Origin of the sequence: Wolbachia endosymbiont (group B) of Melanargia galathea, from assembly GCF_964030625.1 — a bacterium.
Taxonomy (GTDB): domain Bacteria; phylum Pseudomonadota; class Alphaproteobacteria; order Rickettsiales; family Anaplasmataceae; genus Wolbachia.
Genome location: NZ_OZ034910.1, coordinates 651,975 through 668,309, shown reverse-complemented (window position 1 = coordinate 668,309; position 16,335 = coordinate 651,975). Strand labels below are relative to the sequence as shown.

Here is a 16,335-nt window from a genome sequence, read left to right as displayed (position 1 = left end):
TTTAATCTGTTTTTAACTAAAAAAATCGATTATATTTTCTTTCACCTCTGTGCTGTCTATTATGTTATTTACTCTTACACGAAATTCAGATGAGTTTTGAAGCCCGCTACTGTACCATCCTATATGTTTGCGGGCCATCTTTATTCCTGTATCGCTTCCATAGTACTCAAGAATACTGTCATAATGCTTGAGTATTATGCTTAATCTCTCTGAGGCTGTTGGCTCAGAAACTTTATTTCCACTCAAAAAGTTTATTGCTTGATTAATCAGCCAAGGTTTGCCGTAAGCACCACGACCTATCATTACTCCATCTGCCCCAGATTCTTTAAGTGCACTTTGAACATCATTCAAACTCTTAATATCTCCATTTACTATAACTGGAATTTTTACCTGCTCTTTAACATTTCTAACGAATTTCCAATCTGCTTGACCATTATAAAGCTGTGCCCTTGTCCTTCCATGTACAGTAATCATCTTTGCTCCCAAATCTTCTGCAATTTTTGCCAAGCGCGGAGCATTACGATTTTCGTCATTCCATCCAGTACGCATTTTTACTGTAACTGGCACACTCACTGCCTTGACTACAGCTTCTATTATCTCAGCAGCCTTTTTTTCATCACGCATAAGTGCTGACCCTGCGTAACCGTTTACAACTTTTTTAACTGGACAACCAAAATTTATATCTATGATTTTTGCACCCATGCCCTCATTTAACTTTGCAGCTTCCGCCATAACATCAGGCTCACAACCAGCAAGTTGTACAGCGGTTAGTTCATCGACTTTTGCTTTTTGCATGCTCTGGCGAGTTTGCATGATCATAGCTCTGCTTGCAATCATTTCTGAGACTAGCAAACTTGCACCAAGTTTCTTTACAATACTCCTAAATGGATAGTCAGTCACTCCAGACATTGGCGCTAAAATAACTGGAGAATCAATCGTCAAACTTCCTATTTGTAGGGACATAGGCTTTCTAGTCGCTAGAAAATGCATTTTTAACACTATTACAAGCTGCTATTATAACATCTTGCACAAATGAATTTGCTTTCTCTATAAGAGAAGGCTCTACCTCTACCACCTCGCACCTCTCATAATGACCAGGCGTTAAGTATATCGTTTCTTGTTTTTTATCACCCCACAACTCGTCATTTAATTTATAACTCTCACGATTAAATATCTGATTTAGTTGATCATCATTTATCATTTGTAGATTTGGCTCAAACTTTTTTTGCTCCTCGCTGTTGTTATCTTTATAGTAAACATTAATTTCAATATTAGCTAAAGAAGCTAATATACTAATTTCTTCAATAAAAATAAAATAACTTTGACTTTTTATTGCTTCAAGATAAGCTTGATAGAGTTCAGGTTTGTTAAGGAATGATTGTGTAATAAATTCACTATTATACTGGGTATTGTATTCATTTTCACCAAGGCCATAAAGAGTTTCTGCATATTCTTTTAAATTATGTATAGCTTGATCGCGTGATATATTAAGTTTACTAACAGCTTTACTCACTAACTTTTCTACATTATCTTCAGCATTTTTAATTTCCTTATTCATTTGTTCAACCAACTTCCTTATTTTATCAGACTTACCAGTTAAATCGCCTGGCTTATTTAAAAACATATTAAAAACCTTTTCTAGCTGCTCCTTTAAAGGAGTTGGCATACTTGAATCACCTAAAGATTTAAATTGACTTAAAAATTTGTTCCATTCCATTCTCATATCTTGTGCTCTTTCAGCCTTATATTGACCGGAGCTGCTATCACCAAACACTGCATGAAAAAAGCAGTTTCCATCACCTGTAGTATTATATCGAACAATTTTTGTTTGTTTAGGTTGCTCACTTTCTATTGAGCCCATACTCACACCACTATCTGTAGATGGAGAATAGGAATTTCTACGTACCCTCTTATCCGAATCATTTGTTTGTCTTGATATAGTATCTAGTCCACTATCCAGTGATTTACTTCTTGTGAATTTTTGCTCTTTTGGACTCTTTTCTTCCTTTACAGTTCCTTTTTCATCAACATAACCTTTTACCAAGTAAAATAAAGGTTCAATAACCATCTTGTATGTCGCTGCAAGCACTATTCCCATTAAGATCCAAGCTATAGGGTTGGAGATGAGCATAGCAAGTGGTAAGGTTAAGAGGAAAGATCCCATTATTAATCCCAAACAGCCAATGGTAAATGTAGTCGCCAAATATATACAAAAAGCGTAGACAGCAAATCTTCCACTAGCCTTAAGTTTAGTGAAGTGAGTACTCTCTTTAGATTTATTGTATCTTTCTATGATGGCTAACATATTATATTTCACGTTTATCAATTCTAGCAAATTATGAAGGTAAAATCAATATTAGCATTTATATGTAAAAATATTGAGCATTCAAAGCTTTTGAAGTAGAGTAATGATGTTAGTAATAGCACAACATATGCATGATATAGAACATATACGCAAAAACCCTAAAGGATTTGAAAAAGCAATAAAAAGCAGAGGGGTGAAAGAATTTACTACAGAAGAAATATTAGAGATTGACCATAAAAAAAGATCACTGACTACTAAATTGCAAGCTTTAAATAAGCAACGAAACGAGGTCACGGAAGAAATAAAGAGGCTTAAAATGAACAAAAGCCCATGTGAAGAACAAGTAAAGTTATCAAAAAGCATCACAAGTGAGATAGAGACAATCAGCCTCAAGGAGCAAACAGAAAAAAATAAGTTAGTGGATATTTTATCTAACTTACCAAATATTTCTGCACAAAATGTACCAACAGGTGAAGATGAGAGCTCCAACGTAGAAATCAGAAAATATGGAAAGAGAAGAAAATTTGATTTTACACCAAAATTTCATTATGAACTCGGAGAAAGGTTAGGCTTGATGGATTTTGAACAAGCAGCAAAAATTTCTGGATCAAGGTTTACAATACTAAAAGGACAGTTAGCTAAGCTTGGACGAGCATTAATAAATTTTATGCTGGAAACACATGTTAATGAATTTGGTTATACTGAAGTGCATCATCCAGTTTTAGTAAAGGATAGGGCGATGTATAATGTTGGTCAACTACCAAAATTTTTTGATGATTCATATTTAACTACCGATAAATTAAGATTAATTCCCACAAGTGAAGTAGTTTTAACAAATTTAGTTGCTGACAAAATAATAGAAGAAAAAGAACTGCCTATTCGTTTTACTGCATATTCAGAATGTTTTCGTAAAGAAGCTGGTAGCGCAGGACGAGATACAAGAGGTATGATAAGGCAACACCAATTTGGTAAAGTGGAGTTGGTAAGCATCACAACTGAAGACCAGTCAAATGATGAGCTTGAACGCATGACAAATGCTGCTGAGGAAATATTAAAAAAATTAGAACTACCGTATAGAATAATGCTGCTTTGTAGTGGTGATATGGGCTTTGCTGCACAAAAGACTTATGATATAGAGGTATGGTTACCTGAGCAAAATAAGTACAGAGAAATATCAAGCTGCTCAAATTGCGGTACGTTCCAGGCAAGAAGAATGAACACTAAATACTTCTTAGAAACTGACAGAAAAACAAAAAAATACGTTCACACTTTAAACGGCTCAGCTTTAGCCATAGGAAGAACAATTGTTGCCATAATGGAGAACTATCAAAATTCCGATGGGTCAGTTACAATACCAAACGTGTTGCAAAGATACATGAGTAATGATACTGTTATAAGCAAACAATAATTTTGACATATAGAAAAGCGAGGAAATAAAGATGAAGGTTCTGGTTATAGGTTCTGGTGGGCGTGAGCATGCTTTACTTTGGGCTTTAAAGAAGTCTCCTACCTTGACTAAGTTATATGTTACTCCTGGTCGCCCGGCCATGGAAAATTTTGGAGTTCTTGTGAATATAAATATTCAAGATTCAGTGGATGTTATACAATTTTGCAAGAAAGAAAATATAGAGCTAGTAATTATTGGTCCAGAGCAACCGATAATTAATGGACTTGCTGATGATTTAGCTGCAGAGGGAATAAATGTTTTTGCTCCAAGTCAAGCAGCTGCAAAACTTGAGGCATCAAAGTCTTTTACGAAGGAACTATGTAAACAGTATGGTATACCAACTGCAAAGTATGAGCGTTTTATTGATGAAAGGTTAGCTAAAAATTTTGTCCGTAGTAATAAAATAAAATTTCCGCTTGTAATTAAAGCAAATGGAATTGCAGCAGGGAAAGGCGTCATAATATGCCACACAGAAAATGAAGCTTTTTCAGCAATAGATTCAATGCTAGTGGAGAAAAATCTTGGTGAGTCAGGTGAAGAAATAATCATAGAAGAGTTTTTAATTGGAGAGGAAGTAAGTTTTTTTGCTCTTATTGATGGGTTGAAGGTAGTAACCCTTGGGTGTGCAAAAGATTACAAGAGAGTTGGTGAAAATAACGAGGGACAAAATACTGGAGGCATGGGGTCATACTCATCACCTTCGATTATAAGTAAGGAGATGGAGCAAAAAATTATCCAAAAAATAATATATCCTACAATTCAAGCACTGACTAACATGGGAACATCCTATAAAGGCGTACTCTTTGCTGGTTTAATGATTTGCAAAGATAGTCCAAAGCTTCTTGAGTATAATGTTAGGTTTGGGGATCCGGAAATACAATCTATGTTACCTAGACTTGATCCAAATTGTGATTTGCTAAAGTTGATGTTATCAGTTGCAGAAGGCAAGTTAAATACAAAAATGGTGGAGTTTAATCACAAAACTACAGTTTGTGTAGTCGTTGCAAGTAAAGGCTATCCTGGTGATTATCAAAAAGGAGAGGTAATTAAAGGATTGGATAAAATTGAAAACATTCCTGGAGTGCTAGTATTTCATGCTGGTACTAAGCTAGATGAAAATGGTAATTGGATTTCCGATGGCGGAAGGGTACTAAATATAGTAGGAGAAGGAAACACTGTGGAAGAAGCTAAAAGTAAAGTGTACTCAGCATTAAATTTTCTAGAATGGTCAGGTGGGTTCTTCAGGTATGATATTGGTAGTTAATTTAGCTCATGCAGAAACGAAAAAAGTCACTTTGCAAGCAGTAAACTAAAGAAAAACATGATATCTGTTCAGATTCATGTGAAACCAGTGCTTCTTTTCTTGTCATGAAAGTAGCTGACACTGGGATCCAGGTTGATGAAAGCACACTAGCATAGAAAGTGGTTACAACGTTTTCGATGAGATTATATGGAAAACTGGATTCCAGTGGGCTTTGTTGCACAGCTCTTCGGATAGTGGGTAATGTATAATAAATTCATGAAGCTATATCAAACTTAGCCATGCCTATTTCAGTAAATTTGTTAAGCAAATAACACTTGAGTAGCAGTTCCTTCTCACGATTAATCTCAGATTTATTCCTAAAACTAAATCCAAATATTTGCTTCAGTCGCGAGAAAAAACTTTCTATATAAGATCTCTTCCAATAATTTATCTCTTTTTTCCACCTCTTCATACCATCTTCATCATATGACTTTATGAGCTTGATTGTAGAATTTCTCTCATTCATATAATCCAACTTTGGATGCTCTACTGCATTATTTTGCGGAGGAATCCTTGTCTTTATGTCAAGCTCATCGCACAGTTTGTATAACTTCTTTCGATTATATGCCCTATCTGCATATATCGTGCTTATGTTATACTTGGTATCCACTCTTTCAATAAGATCACAGGCTCCATAGTGGTCGGAATAAACTCCACTACTGTATTTTGCAGCTATAACTTTTTTACTACCTATCTCTAGCATTACATGTAGCTTTCTTGTTTGCTCATAGCGGCGATACTTTCTATCTGTACCATTTGCCTTACTATGGCCTGGAATATTATTGTAGATGCTGATACCTGTACTATCTATAGCAATTTCAATATCTTCCATATCGTTCTTATCAACTCTGCAGTCGTTGATTTTGATATTAAGCTTTTTAAACCTTCTTGAAGCCTGCGAATAGCTGATAATTTGCAAAATTTTCCCTATTTGCTCAAGATATTTCTCTATAAATCCCACTGTTTGCCTAAGACCAATCCTGAATAGATAGGTTATTATGTGAATTAGAATCACTACTTTGTCGCTGTAGACATTGTTGCCACCTGCTACTTTTGGACTATTTTCGTACCAATTTTCAATGGCATCGTTGATATAATGAAAAACATTTCCCCTTTCTTGAAGAAATTTGTTATATTCATTGCAGTTACTGACTTTCATTCTTATTGGCATATTTTTCCTTTGTCGGCTAAATATCTATTTTATAACAAATTCCATCAGTAACTGCCTGTTCTTTCCTTGAGTGGTGCAACAAAGCCATTCCAGTGTCAAGCACTGGAATGACACCGTCTATTATGCAAATTACCTGCTAATTGCAATGTTCGTACAGATGTGGGTCACGCGCTGGAATAACACCCTTGGTGATAACAACTAAAGAAAAACATCAACTAGGTTTATAGTCTATCACTACTGTTTTTGCAATTTTGTCATTAAGGAACTGTTTATGTTTATCAAATGTTGCAAACAATATGATAATAATTGGTAAAATTATAAATAGACTAGAAATACTCAATATTGTATAAAAAATTATAAAATATAACACTCCAAAAGTTCCTGTTCTGATTATTGTTTGTGTTATAGTGATTTTTTCAAGTGTATTTTTGTCTTTTATATGCATACGAAGCAATAATTGTCCCGGAGTTCCGCCGAATTCTATTATCGTAAATGCATAAAATGCTAATGCCAATATTAGCGCTGTTACATTAAGAATTGTTGCGTTGTCTGAAATTATTTTAACCGCATTGGGTGTTAAAGAACCTAAGGTACATCCAACGTTAAATCCAATAAAATACTTTATCGCCGTTAATAAAATATGATCAAACGCAAATGCAAAAATGCGTCTCGTAACTCTTGCATAGCTTATTTTAGTATCCATACAACCCCACCCGCATTACTAACTGACATAAGAACATGTTATTAAATAACTGTAAATATGTCAACTTGTACAGTACTAGCTGCTTGTGCCACTATATTATTTGAATTAACATTAAATCATTTACAGTTAAGGAAGTTATGTCAACATCAGTCACAGTTGCGTATGGTGATGGTATCGGACCAGAAATTATGGAAGCGGTGCTATCGATATTGCGTGAAGCGAAAGCAAAGATTTCAGTAGATATTATTGAAATAGGAGAGTGTGTTTATAGTAAAGAATGGTCTCATGGAATTTCTCCGAGTGGTTGGGAATCTATCGAAAGGACAAAGATATTACTCAAATCTCCAACAACAACCCCTCAAGGTAAAGGGCACAAAAGCTTAAACGTTGCACTCAGAAAGAACTTAGGGCTGTATGCAAACATTAGACCATGCATTTCGTATCACCCTGTTATAGAAAATAAATTCGATAAATTTGATGTTGTTGTAATACGCGAAAATGAAGAGGACGTTTACACCGGAATAGAGCATAGGCTCACTGGTGACTCGTACCAATGCACTAAAATTATTACTAGATCTGGCTCAGAAAAAATATGCAGGTATGCTTTTGAATATGCGAAAAAACATAACAGAAAGAAAGTAACTTGCCTGACTAAAGACAACATAATGAAAATGACTGACGGCGCTTTTCATGCAGCGTTTGATCGTATTGCAAAAGAATATTCGGATATAAAGGCGGAACATTATATAGTTGATATTGGAATGGCACGTGTTGCCACAGAACCCGAGAATTTCGATGTTATAGTAACTGAAAATCTATATGGCGACATATTATCAGACATAGTAGCACAAACCTCAGGTTCTGTAGGGCTTGCAGGAAGTAGCAATATAGGTAATGAATATGCAATGTTTGAAGCGGTTCACGGCTCTGCTCCTGATATTGCAGGAAAAAATATAGCTAATCCTTCTGGTCTTTTAAATGCCGCAGTACATATGTTGGTCTATATTGGTCAAGTGAGTACTGCAAAACTAATCTACGATGCATGGCTCAAGACTTTGGAAGATGGAGTACATACCGCTGATTTATATAAGGAGAAAAAGAGTAAACAAAAGGTTGGAACAAAAGAATTTGCAAAAGCTGTTATAGATAATCTAGGGAAAAAACCCACAACGTTATCTGAGCTTATAATTAGCAGTGATTCGGATAGTAAAATAAATAAAGTACAAGACAATTACGAACAAGATTACAAAGTTAAAAAGCTAGTGGGTAGTGATATAACGCTTGCTTGGGACAAATCCAACAATTTTGATCAAATAGTTAGGTTATTTGAATCGAGTAATCTGAAAATGATAGCAATATACTCAAAAGGACTTGCAATTTGGCCAGGAGGCTCAAAGTCTTCAAGTGACCAAATAATCTGCAGGTTTATTGCAAATAATGAAATTACAAATAGTGATGTGAATAACTTGCTAATCAAATTTGAGGAACACAATTTTGATGTGGTGAGAATGGATAAGTTGTATTTGTATGATGGGAAAGAGGGTTTCTTCTCTTAGTGGTTGCTTGATATTTTTATGCTTGTGTGAAACATTAAATATATTATACTAATAGCATCGTGTATTTATGTGAGGTGTAGTAATGAGTCAACATTTTAAGTTAACTGGTCAGGAGTTTTATGATAGTAATGGTCTGTTTAACGTACTAGAGATAAAAGCTGAACAAATTGTAGGTAAAGATTATCAAGCTCTTAGCAAGTTTCTGAAAAAACAATATAATAAATTGATACTTGTAAACCATCCTGACAAAGGTGGAAACAAAAATAGATTTGATCAGATTTATAAAGCTTATCAAGAGCTAAAAAAGTACATTAAACCTTTGGAGTCAGGAAATCCTTGTGTTAAAGTCAGCGTTGATGCTGAAAGTAATGGACGTTTAACGGCAAGAGAGTTTCACTATAGGAGAAAGTTGTTTAACGAGCTAAAAATCAGTGAGGAAGAAGCTGTAGGTAAAGATTTTGATGGGTTGATTGCTATACTAAAAAGAAATGATTGTTCGTTTGGAGAAGACCTAAAAAGCTATAATGAACTTCAGGCTCAAATAGAGAGGATTTTGCTAAATCCAAATTTAGATAATTTTCAGAGGAGTGTACAAAGTGCAAAGTTAATGCAAGAGTTATATCAATATATAGCAAAGCCAAGCATACAATTATTCAATTATATTTCTCCTCTAAAGGAAAAAAAGAACCTAGTAGATGAGGATAAAAAAGAATTAGCGTTAAGATTTATAGAACGTAAAAATGCCTTACTATTTATTCGGACTCTTAGTGTTCTACCCTTAGGCCTGTTAACTACAGTTACTATAGGTTGCTATTTTTCATGGTGGATCATAGCATTTAACATCGCTATTAGTAGAGCCTCTGGTTTATTAGTGAATTATTATATGGAAAAGTATAAAAATTCAGAAATTTCTACTGATGAATTCATGAGTAAAATGAGCTATATCGAGCTAAGTAGTAAGCTTCTTATCAACTATCCTTTAGCTGCTTTTTCTGTTTATTTAGTTACAATAAATTTCATTGCTAATGGATTAACTGTTGGTGGAGCTGTACTTGGTCCACTATTGTTATTGGCAGTATTAATTGAAATGTTAGCTCCTGTTTTCTCAAAAGGCTGTGAAATATATGCTGACAAGCACACAAAAGATTTACTAGAAGAGGATCCAAGAGATAGAGTGCAAAAGGAGACTGATCTGTTAGGACGGTATGATCCACGAAGGCTATTAATGCCGATAATTATGCCTCTTGTTAGAAAGTGTTTTGCAGAAGTGGCAAGCAAATTTGCTGAGAGGAATTTTGATGAGGTAAAAACTGATATGTCTGATGTTAATACTGAAGGACTATCTAATCCTCAAGCAATTGAATTTGCACAGCAAACAGTATAGTATAAGCTTTTAGCTCTATGCATGGACTCAAAAAAAGTAGAATTAATATTTGAAAAATTTCAACAGTCAAATCCTGCGCCAAAAATAGAGCTAAATTATACCAATCATTTTACGTTATTAGTTGCAATAGTTCTGTCAGCGCGGACGACCGATATAAGTGTTAATAAAATTACAAAGGAGCTATTTAGTATCGCTGATACGCCAGAAAAGATGTTGAATCTTGGGCAAAGTGAGCTGAGAAAATGCATAAGCAGTATTGGTTTATATAATTCCAAAGCAAAAAATATAATCGGGCTCAGCAAAATATTGATTGAGAGGTACAATAGCAAAGTGCCTACTAATTTCGATGATTTGGTATCTTTACCAGGGGTTGGGAGAAAGAGCGCTAATGTGTTCTTAAATTCAGGGCTTGGTATTCCAACATTGGCAGTTGATACTCACGTTTTTAGAGTGAGCAATAGAGTTGGGCTTGTGAAAGAAAAAGATGTACTTAAAACAGAGCAGTCTCTTTTGAATGTAGTGCCAAAAAAATACCTACTTTATGCTCATCATTGGCTAGTTTTACACGGTAGATACATTTGCAAGGCACAAAAACCTTTGTGTGAAGCGTGCACAATTCATGATTTATGTGAGTTTGAATGCAAGAGGTATAAAGTCTAGCACAACACTTCGATATTTCTTACTTTTATCATCCAAGTAGCTGATCTCTATGATGGTGTCAACCGAGTAGCTTACACTGGGATGGCTTTGTTGCATCGCTTATCGGATAGTGGGTAAAGCATAAAAAATTCATGAAACTACCTAAAACTTAGCCATGCCAATATCAGTAAATTTATTGAGTAAGTAACATTTTATTAGCAACTCTTTTTCTCGATTTACTTCAGATCTATTTCTAAAACTAAACCCAAATATTTGCTTTAATCTTGAAAAAAATCCTTCAATATATGACCTTTTTCCATAAACTGCTTCCTTCTTCCACTCTTTCACACCGTCTTTACCACATAATCTAATGGCAGCATTCCTTTCAGCCATATAATCCAATTTTGTATGCTCCGCTGCACGATTTTTCGGTAAAATTTTGTCTTTATATCATATTTTTTGCACAATTTATAAAGCTTGATAGGCTCTGTCTGCATATAATGCTTTTATAGCATGCTGAAAGCTGAGCAAGTCGCAAGCACCATAATGGTCGGAGTAGGCACCATTGCTATATTGTGCAGCTATAGCTTTTTTACTATTTATACTCAATATTACGTGTAGCTTTCTTACCTGTTTATAACTGCGATACTTCGCTATTTTCCTTACTGTGACCAGGTGTATTATCTGATACTTGTACTGTCTATGGCAATTTCAATATCTTCCATATTGTTTTTATCAACTCTGCAATCATTGATCTTAATATTGAAACCTTCTTGAAGCCTGCGAATAGCTAATGACTGCTAACTACTTGCTGCAAATATCCTTTTATAAACCCTACCGTTTGTCTTAAGCCAATTCTAAAGAGACTAGCGACTATATGCACTAAAATCACAACTTTATTACTATAAATATAATTTCCACCTCGCATTTTGGGGCTATTTTCGTACCAATTTTCTATTGCCTCATTAATAAAATGAAAAATATTTCCTCTTTCTTGCAGAAATCTGTTATATCCATGGCAGTTACTGACTCTCATTTTTTGTGACATATTTTTCTTTCGTAGGTTAAATGCCTGTTTTATAGTGAATTTCGTCAGTAACTTCCAGTTCTTTTTATCTGAGCTATGCAACAAAGCCCACTGGAATCCAGTCTTTCTTACCAACAAAAACTTAGAATAACTTTTGTTCTTAAAAAATTTCTAGATTCCAGACTCATGTTTCAATGTTAAACAAGGTACAATAGAATTGAGTAGGGTAATTTCTAGGGAATTATTATATTCTAGAAAAAGTAAAATGTCATCCAGATAGGCTAATGTACAAGGTAAGCTGAATGTCTATAAGGAAAAACAGCAAGGCATTTTAGGATTTGCTATAAATCGCATCAGGAGCTCAAGAGTACAGCTTACAATTACAGATAGGTATAGTTGAGTTTAAAGTAACTACATAAATTTACTACAATTTTCATACCTATAAGCTGCTATGCAACAAAGCCCTGTGTGGGTATAATTTTGACAGGATACAAAGCTTAATGGAGAAAGTTACGAACATCAGTGAAAAACATGGCAATTTTATTCTCATTTGCAGCTGCTATCACGTCTTGATCTTTCAATGAGCCACCTGGCTGAATTATAGCTGTAATTCCATGCTTTGCACTTTCTACTATACTATCTGGAAATGGAAAAAATGCATCTGAAGCAAGCGCTGCGCCTTTACATTTTTCACCTGCTTTTTTTACTGCAATATTCACACTATCTATTCTGCTTGTTTGTCCTGCACCGATGCCAATAGCACAACCGTCTTTTGCTATCACTATTGCATTGGATTTTACATGTTTACATATTTTCCAAGCAAAAATAAGATCTTCCTTCTCTTTTTTTGTTGTAGTGCATTCTGTCACTCGGTTTATTTCTTCTACTTTTACTGTATGGTTATTATTTTCTTGCACTAAGAACCCGCCAACAACATTTTTGATTTGATATTTTGCATTTTGCTGAAGAGATTGATGAATAATCACTCTTAAATTTTTCTTTTTTTGTAAAATTTTTAGTGCCTCATTGTTTACCGATGGTGCTATCATCACTTCCAAAAATATCTCGTTTAATTTCTCTGCTAGCTTTAAATCTATCTCCCGATTGAAAGCAACTATTCCACCAAAACTGCTTATTTCATCACATGATAGAGCTTTTTCATATGCTTTTAAAGCACTATCACTAACAGCAGCGCCACATGGATTATTGTGCTTTATTATCACTGCTGCAGGTTCTTGAAACTCAGAAATTATGTTAAGTGCAGACTCTATGTCGACTATATTATTATAGCTCAACTCTTTTCCATGTATTTTCTCCAGTGGATACTTGCTAAATTGATTGCTATAAAATGCAGCTTTTTGATGAGGATTTTCACCATATCTGAGTCCTTGTGCTTTACATCCATATAAAGTAAAAAACTCTGGTAACTCATTGCTTTTACCCTGTGATAAAAACCAATTGTAAATATTAGAATCATACTGTGCAGTCAGAGCAAATGCTTTAGTTGCTAGATGTTTTCTATATTCTAATGTTGTCTGATTGTTATTTTTGATCATCTCAGCTTTCAGTGTTTCGTAATCTTGAATGCTAGAAATCACTGAAGTGAAATGAAAGTTTTTTGCTGTAGCTCTAATTAATGCTACTCCACCTATATCTATTTGTTCTATGATTTGCTTCTCACTTGAGTTGCTATTAACCGTTTTCCAAAATGGATATAAGTTAGTTATAAGCAGATCTATCGGCTTAATTTCTAGATTCTGCATTTCCTTTTCGTGCCTTTTTCGATCACAGAGTATTCCTCCATGAATTTTAGGATGTAAAGTTTTCACTCTGCCATCTAGTATTTCTGGAAATTGTGTGTAATCTGAAACTTCTTGCGTTTTTATTCCCGCACCTGATAGCACTTTATAAGTATTCCCTGTTGAGAGAATTTCTATTTGTTGCTGCATCAAAAACGATGCAAGTTCAATTATATTTGTCTTATCGTATACTGATATTAAAGCTCTTTTAATTTTCATATGGAAGGTTTCTTAAGATTATATCTAAGAAAAGAAAATTTGTCTATATATAGCTACTACGTCATACCACTGCGGTATCTCGTTGTAGATTCCGCTAACAAGCACATAGCTGTACGAACATTGTGATACAAGAGATCAAGAAAGATGTCATCCCAGTCCCCAGACACTGGGATCCAGAAAACTTCACTTTAAATGAGCACACCAGGTAATAGAAACTGGATTCCAGTGGGCTTTGTTGCACCACTCAAGGAAAGAACAGGCAGTTACTGATGGAATTTGTTATAAAATAGATATTTAGCCGACAAAGGAAAAATATGCCAATAAGAATGAAAGTCAGTAACTGCAATGAATATAACAAATTTCTTCAAGAAAGGGGAAATGTTTTTCATTATATCAACGATGCCATTGAAAATTGGTACGAAAATAGTCCAAAAGTAGCAGGTGGCAACAATGTCTACAGCGACAAAGTAGTGATTCTAATTCACATAATAACCTATCTATTCAGGATTGGTCTTAGGCAAACAGTGGGATTTATAGAGAAATATCTTGAGCAAATAGGGAAAATTTTGCAAATTATCAGCTATTCGCAGGCTTCAAGAAGGTTTAAAAAGCTTAATATCAAAATCAACGACTGCAGAGTTGATAAGAACGATATGGAAGATATTGAAATTGCTATAGATAGTACAGGTATCAGCATCTACAATAATATTCCAGGCCATAGTAAGGCAAATGGTACAGATAGAAAGTATCGCCGCTATGAGCAAACAAGAAAGCTACATGTAATGCTAGAGATAGGTAGTAAAAAAGTTATAGCTGCAAAATACAGTAGTGGAGTTTATTCCGACCACTATGGAGCCTGTGATCTTATTGAAAGAGTGGATACCAAGTATAACATAAGCACGATATATGCAGATAGGGCATATAATCGAAAGAAGTTATACAAACTGTGCGATGAGCTTGACATAAAGACAAGGATTCCTCCGCAAAATAATGCAGTAGAGCATCCAAAGTTGGATTATATGAATGAGAGAAATTCTACAATCAAGCTCATAAAGTCATATGATGAAGATGGTATGAAGAGGTGGAAAAAAGAGATAAATTATTGGAAGAGATCTTATATAGAAAGTTTTTTCTCGCGACTGAAGCAAATATTTGGATTTAGTTTTAGGAATAAATCTGAGATTAATCGTGAGAAGGAACTGCTACTCAAGTGTTATTTGCTTAACAAATTTACTGAAATAGGCATGGCTAAGTTTGATATAGCTTCATGAATTTATTATACATTACCCACTATCCGAAGAGCTGTGCAACAAAGCCATTCCAGTGTCAAGCACTGACCATCTACTACTCAAATTACCTGCAAATTGCAATGTTCGTACACCAAAACGCGGTATCTTGTTGTAGATTCCGCTAACAAGCAGCGGAATACCAAATTGTAGAAGTTGCTTTAGCTCTCCTCACTCTCCTTTCAAAGTAGTCTATTCTATAAATTTTTTTGTTAAACTTGATTTTAAGCCACGAACAAAATCTTTAATATCGCAAGGATTTCTTCCTTCCATTTGTACAACTTTAGGAATTAAAGTACCACCTTTTAAACTTATATGCATATTATCATTAATGATCTCACCTTGTCCTGAAGTGAAGGCTTCAAATTCAGCATCAAGTATCTTGATACGTTTATTCTCTACCTTAATGAATGCTTTTGGATAAAATGCTTTAACCTTTCTATAAGCAATTTCACAGGTGTCACTTGCGTAAATTTTATAGTCTTTTACTTTGTCAGCATAGCACGCATCGTTATCGCTCTGTTTTAAGGGAACTTGCTTTTCAATTTCGTTTAGTACTTTCAGCAGTAAATCACTACCTAATTCAGACAATTTATCATACAACGTCTTATAATTATCGCTTTTTTCAATAAGAAATTTTTTCTGTTTTAAAATAGGGCCAGAATCTAATCCTTCATCTAGCTGCATAATGCTAACTCCGGTTTCTTGATCTCCGGCTAAAATTGTGTGCTGTATCGGAGCTGCACCGCGCCACCTAGGTAGCAATGATGGATGAATATTAATACAACCATATTTGGGAATATTTAAAATTTCTTTTGGAAGTATCAATCCATACGCAGCAACAACTGCAACGTCTGGCTTAAAATTTCCAAACTTTTCTTGCTCTATCGAAGATTTTAAAGAGGCAGGAGTACATACCTCTATGTCACTTTTTTCAGCAACGATGTGTACTGGCGATTTTGTTAACCTCTGCCTACGTCCAGAAGGCTTTGGAGCTTTGGTATATACTGCTACTACTTCACTCTGTAATTTCAATAGTAAGTTTAACGCACCAACAGCAAACCCCGGTGACCCCATGAAAATAATTCTCATGTTTTCAGGTGTGTTTGCTTTAGGAATTTTCTGCTAACTTACTACTTACAGTTTCTATTAATTTAGCAAAATCATCCTTATGATTAACAGCCATCTCAGCAAGAATTTTTCTATTCAAATCAACTCCAACAAGTTTAAGACCATGCATAAACCTACCATAAGTAAGTCCATGTTCTCTTGCCGCTGCATTAATACGTATTATCCACAAACCACGAAAATCACGCTTGCGATTTCTTCTGTCTCTATAAGCATACTGTAGTGCTTTTTCAACCCTTTGTAATGCAATTCTATAACAATTCTTTGCCCGTCCTCTATAACCCTTTGCTAATTTTAATACCTTTTTATGACGAGCATGAGTAGCGGTTCCACGCTTTATCCGAGCCATTTTTATCTTACCTCCATTT

General features: G+C 34.7%; 16 protein-coding genes. 6 read left to right on the top strand and 10 right to left on the bottom strand.

Translation table 11 applies throughout. The annotated features are described in order from the left end of the window. Window positions 1–12: 12 nt before the first annotated feature. Window positions 13–963 (bottom strand): tRNA dihydrouridine synthase DusB, encoded by a 951-nt coding sequence (gene dusB / locus AAHF52_RS02980; protein WP_010402373.1) that lies wholly within the window; start codon window positions 961–963, stop codon window positions 13–15. A gap of 7 nt (window positions 964–970) precedes the next feature. Then, a complete protein-coding gene (locus AAHF52_RS02975) occupies window positions 971–2,305 on the bottom strand; it encodes a hypothetical protein (RefSeq protein WP_342068490.1) in 1,335 nt (444 codons plus the stop codon). A gap of 127 nt (window positions 2,306–2,432) precedes the next feature. Between AAHF52_RS02975 and serS the strand changes: the two genes are divergently transcribed. Continuing rightward, a complete protein-coding gene (gene serS / locus AAHF52_RS02970; protein WP_264376964.1) occupies window positions 2,433–3,713 on the top strand; it encodes a serine--tRNA ligase in 1,281 nt (426 codons plus the stop codon). 31 nt (window positions 3,714–3,744) lie between these two features. Continuing rightward, a complete protein-coding gene (gene purD, locus AAHF52_RS02965; protein WP_052264927.1) occupies window positions 3,745–5,016 on the top strand; it encodes a phosphoribosylamine--glycine ligase in 1,272 nt (423 codons plus the stop codon). 253 nt (window positions 5,017–5,269) lie between these two features. On the opposite strand, the gene AAHF52_RS02960 is transcribed toward purD, so the two are convergent. Then, window positions 5,270–6,226 (bottom strand): IS5 family transposase, encoded by a 957-nt coding sequence (locus AAHF52_RS02960; protein WP_213863789.1) that lies wholly within the window; start codon window positions 6,224–6,226, stop codon window positions 5,270–5,272. A gap of 211 nt (window positions 6,227–6,437) precedes the next feature. Beyond that, window positions 6,438–6,929 carry an RDD family protein gene (locus AAHF52_RS02955; protein ID WP_026097229.1) on the bottom strand — a complete coding sequence of 164 codons (492 nt, stop codon included), beginning with the start codon at window positions 6,927–6,929 and terminating at the stop codon, window positions 6,438–6,440. A 137-nt stretch (window positions 6,930–7,066) separates the two neighbouring features. Between AAHF52_RS02955 and icd the strand changes: the two genes are divergently transcribed. The 3 genes from icd to nth all read left to right on the top strand — a co-directional run bounded on the left by icd (window position 7,067) and on the right by nth (window position 10,529). Further along, complete coding sequence (icd, locus tag AAHF52_RS02950; RefSeq protein ID WP_342068489.1) at window positions 7,067–8,485, top strand: isocitrate dehydrogenase; 1,419 nt, start codon at window positions 7,067–7,069, stop codon at window positions 8,483–8,485. An 82-nt stretch (window positions 8,486–8,567) separates the two neighbouring features. After that, window positions 8,568–9,869 (top strand): molecular chaperone DnaJ, encoded by a 1,302-nt coding sequence (locus AAHF52_RS02945; protein WP_213864012.1) that lies wholly within the window; start codon window positions 8,568–8,570, stop codon window positions 9,867–9,869. A 21-nt stretch (window positions 9,870–9,890) separates the two neighbouring features. After that, a complete protein-coding gene (gene nth, locus AAHF52_RS02940; RefSeq protein ID WP_007301977.1) occupies window positions 9,891–10,529 on the top strand; it encodes an endonuclease III in 639 nt (212 codons plus the stop codon). 141 nt (window positions 10,530–10,670) lie between these two features. On the opposite strand, the gene AAHF52_RS02935 is transcribed toward nth, so the two are convergent. The 4 genes from AAHF52_RS02935 to purH form a co-directional block, all read right to left on the bottom strand. After that, window positions 10,671–10,901, bottom strand: a complete 231-nt coding sequence (locus AAHF52_RS02935) for a hypothetical protein (RefSeq protein WP_019078687.1) — start codon at window positions 10,899–10,901, stop codon at window positions 10,671–10,673. Between the two features lie 75 nt (window positions 10,902–10,976). Then, window positions 10,977–11,117, bottom strand: a complete 141-nt coding sequence (locus tag AAHF52_RS02930) for a hypothetical protein (protein ID WP_019078688.1) — start codon at window positions 11,115–11,117, stop codon at window positions 10,977–10,979. Between the two features lie 181 nt (window positions 11,118–11,298). Continuing rightward, window positions 11,299–11,556 (bottom strand): transposase, encoded by a 258-nt coding sequence (locus AAHF52_RS02925; RefSeq protein WP_012481854.1) that lies wholly within the window; start codon window positions 11,554–11,556, stop codon window positions 11,299–11,301. 476 nt (window positions 11,557–12,032) lie between these two features. Then, a complete protein-coding gene (gene purH, locus AAHF52_RS02920) occupies window positions 12,033–13,553 on the bottom strand; it encodes a bifunctional phosphoribosylaminoimidazolecarboxamide formyltransferase/IMP cyclohydrolase (RefSeq protein WP_007301976.1) in 1,521 nt (506 codons plus the stop codon). 314 nt (window positions 13,554–13,867) lie between these two features. Between purH and AAHF52_RS02915 the strand changes: the two genes are divergently transcribed. Further along, window positions 13,868–14,824 (top strand): IS5 family transposase, encoded by a 957-nt coding sequence (locus AAHF52_RS02915; RefSeq protein WP_213863789.1) that lies wholly within the window; start codon window positions 13,868–13,870, stop codon window positions 14,822–14,824. Between the two features lie 207 nt (window positions 14,825–15,031). Here AAHF52_RS02915 and fmt read toward each other — a convergent pair whose 3' ends face one another. Then, window positions 15,032–15,931, bottom strand: a complete 900-nt coding sequence (fmt, locus tag AAHF52_RS02910; RefSeq protein WP_096097199.1) for a methionyl-tRNA formyltransferase — start codon at window positions 15,929–15,931, stop codon at window positions 15,032–15,034. Between the two features lie 19 nt (window positions 15,932–15,950). Beyond that, window positions 15,951–16,316 (bottom strand): 50S ribosomal protein L20, encoded by a 366-nt coding sequence (rplT, locus tag AAHF52_RS02905; RefSeq protein ID WP_007302081.1) that lies wholly within the window; start codon window positions 16,314–16,316, stop codon window positions 15,951–15,953. Window positions 16,317–16,335: the final 19 nt, after the last annotated feature.

Bases quoted from the DNA above. Each gene is read 5' to 3' on its own strand.
- dusB (WP_010402373.1), bottom strand. From the start codon at position 963: ATGTCCCTACAAATAGGAAGTTTGACGATTGATTCTCCAGTTATTTTA.
- AAHF52_RS02975 (WP_342068490.1), bottom strand. From the start codon at position 2,305: ATGTTAGCCATCATAGAAAGATACAATAAATCTAAAGAGAGTACTCAC.
- serS (WP_264376964.1), top strand. From the start codon at position 2,433: ATGCATGATATAGAACATATACGCAAAAACCCTAAAGGATTTGAAAAA.
- purD (WP_052264927.1), top strand. From the start codon at position 3,745: ATGAAGGTTCTGGTTATAGGTTCTGGTGGGCGTGAGCATGCTTTACTT.
- AAHF52_RS02960 (WP_213863789.1), bottom strand. From the start codon at position 6,226: ATGCCAATAAGAATGAAAGTCAGTAACTGCAATGAATATAACAAATTT.
- AAHF52_RS02955 (WP_026097229.1), bottom strand. From the start codon at position 6,929: ATGGATACTAAAATAAGCTATGCAAGAGTTACGAGACGCATTTTTGCA.
- icd (WP_342068489.1), top strand. From the start codon at position 7,067: ATGTCAACATCAGTCACAGTTGCGTATGGTGATGGTATCGGACCAGAA.
- AAHF52_RS02945 (WP_213864012.1), top strand. From the start codon at position 8,568: ATGAGTCAACATTTTAAGTTAACTGGTCAGGAGTTTTATGATAGTAAT.
- nth (WP_007301977.1), top strand. From the start codon at position 9,891: ATGGACTCAAAAAAAGTAGAATTAATATTTGAAAAATTTCAACAGTCA.
- AAHF52_RS02935 (WP_019078687.1), bottom strand. From the start codon at position 10,901: ATGGCTGAAAGGAATGCTGCCATTAGATTATGTGGTAAAGACGGTGTG.
- AAHF52_RS02925 (WP_012481854.1), bottom strand. From the start codon at position 11,556: ATGTCACAAAAAATGAGAGTCAGTAACTGCCATGGATATAACAGATTT.
- purH (WP_007301976.1), bottom strand. From the start codon at position 13,553: ATGAAAATTAAAAGAGCTTTAATATCAGTATACGATAAGACAAATATA.
- AAHF52_RS02915 (WP_213863789.1), top strand. From the start codon at position 13,868: ATGCCAATAAGAATGAAAGTCAGTAACTGCAATGAATATAACAAATTT.
- fmt (WP_096097199.1), bottom strand. From the start codon at position 15,931: ATGAGAATTATTTTCATGGGGTCACCGGGGTTTGCTGTTGGTGCGTTA.
- rplT (WP_007302081.1), bottom strand. From the start codon at position 16,316: ATGGCTCGGATAAAGCGTGGAACCGCTACTCATGCTCGTCATAAAAAG.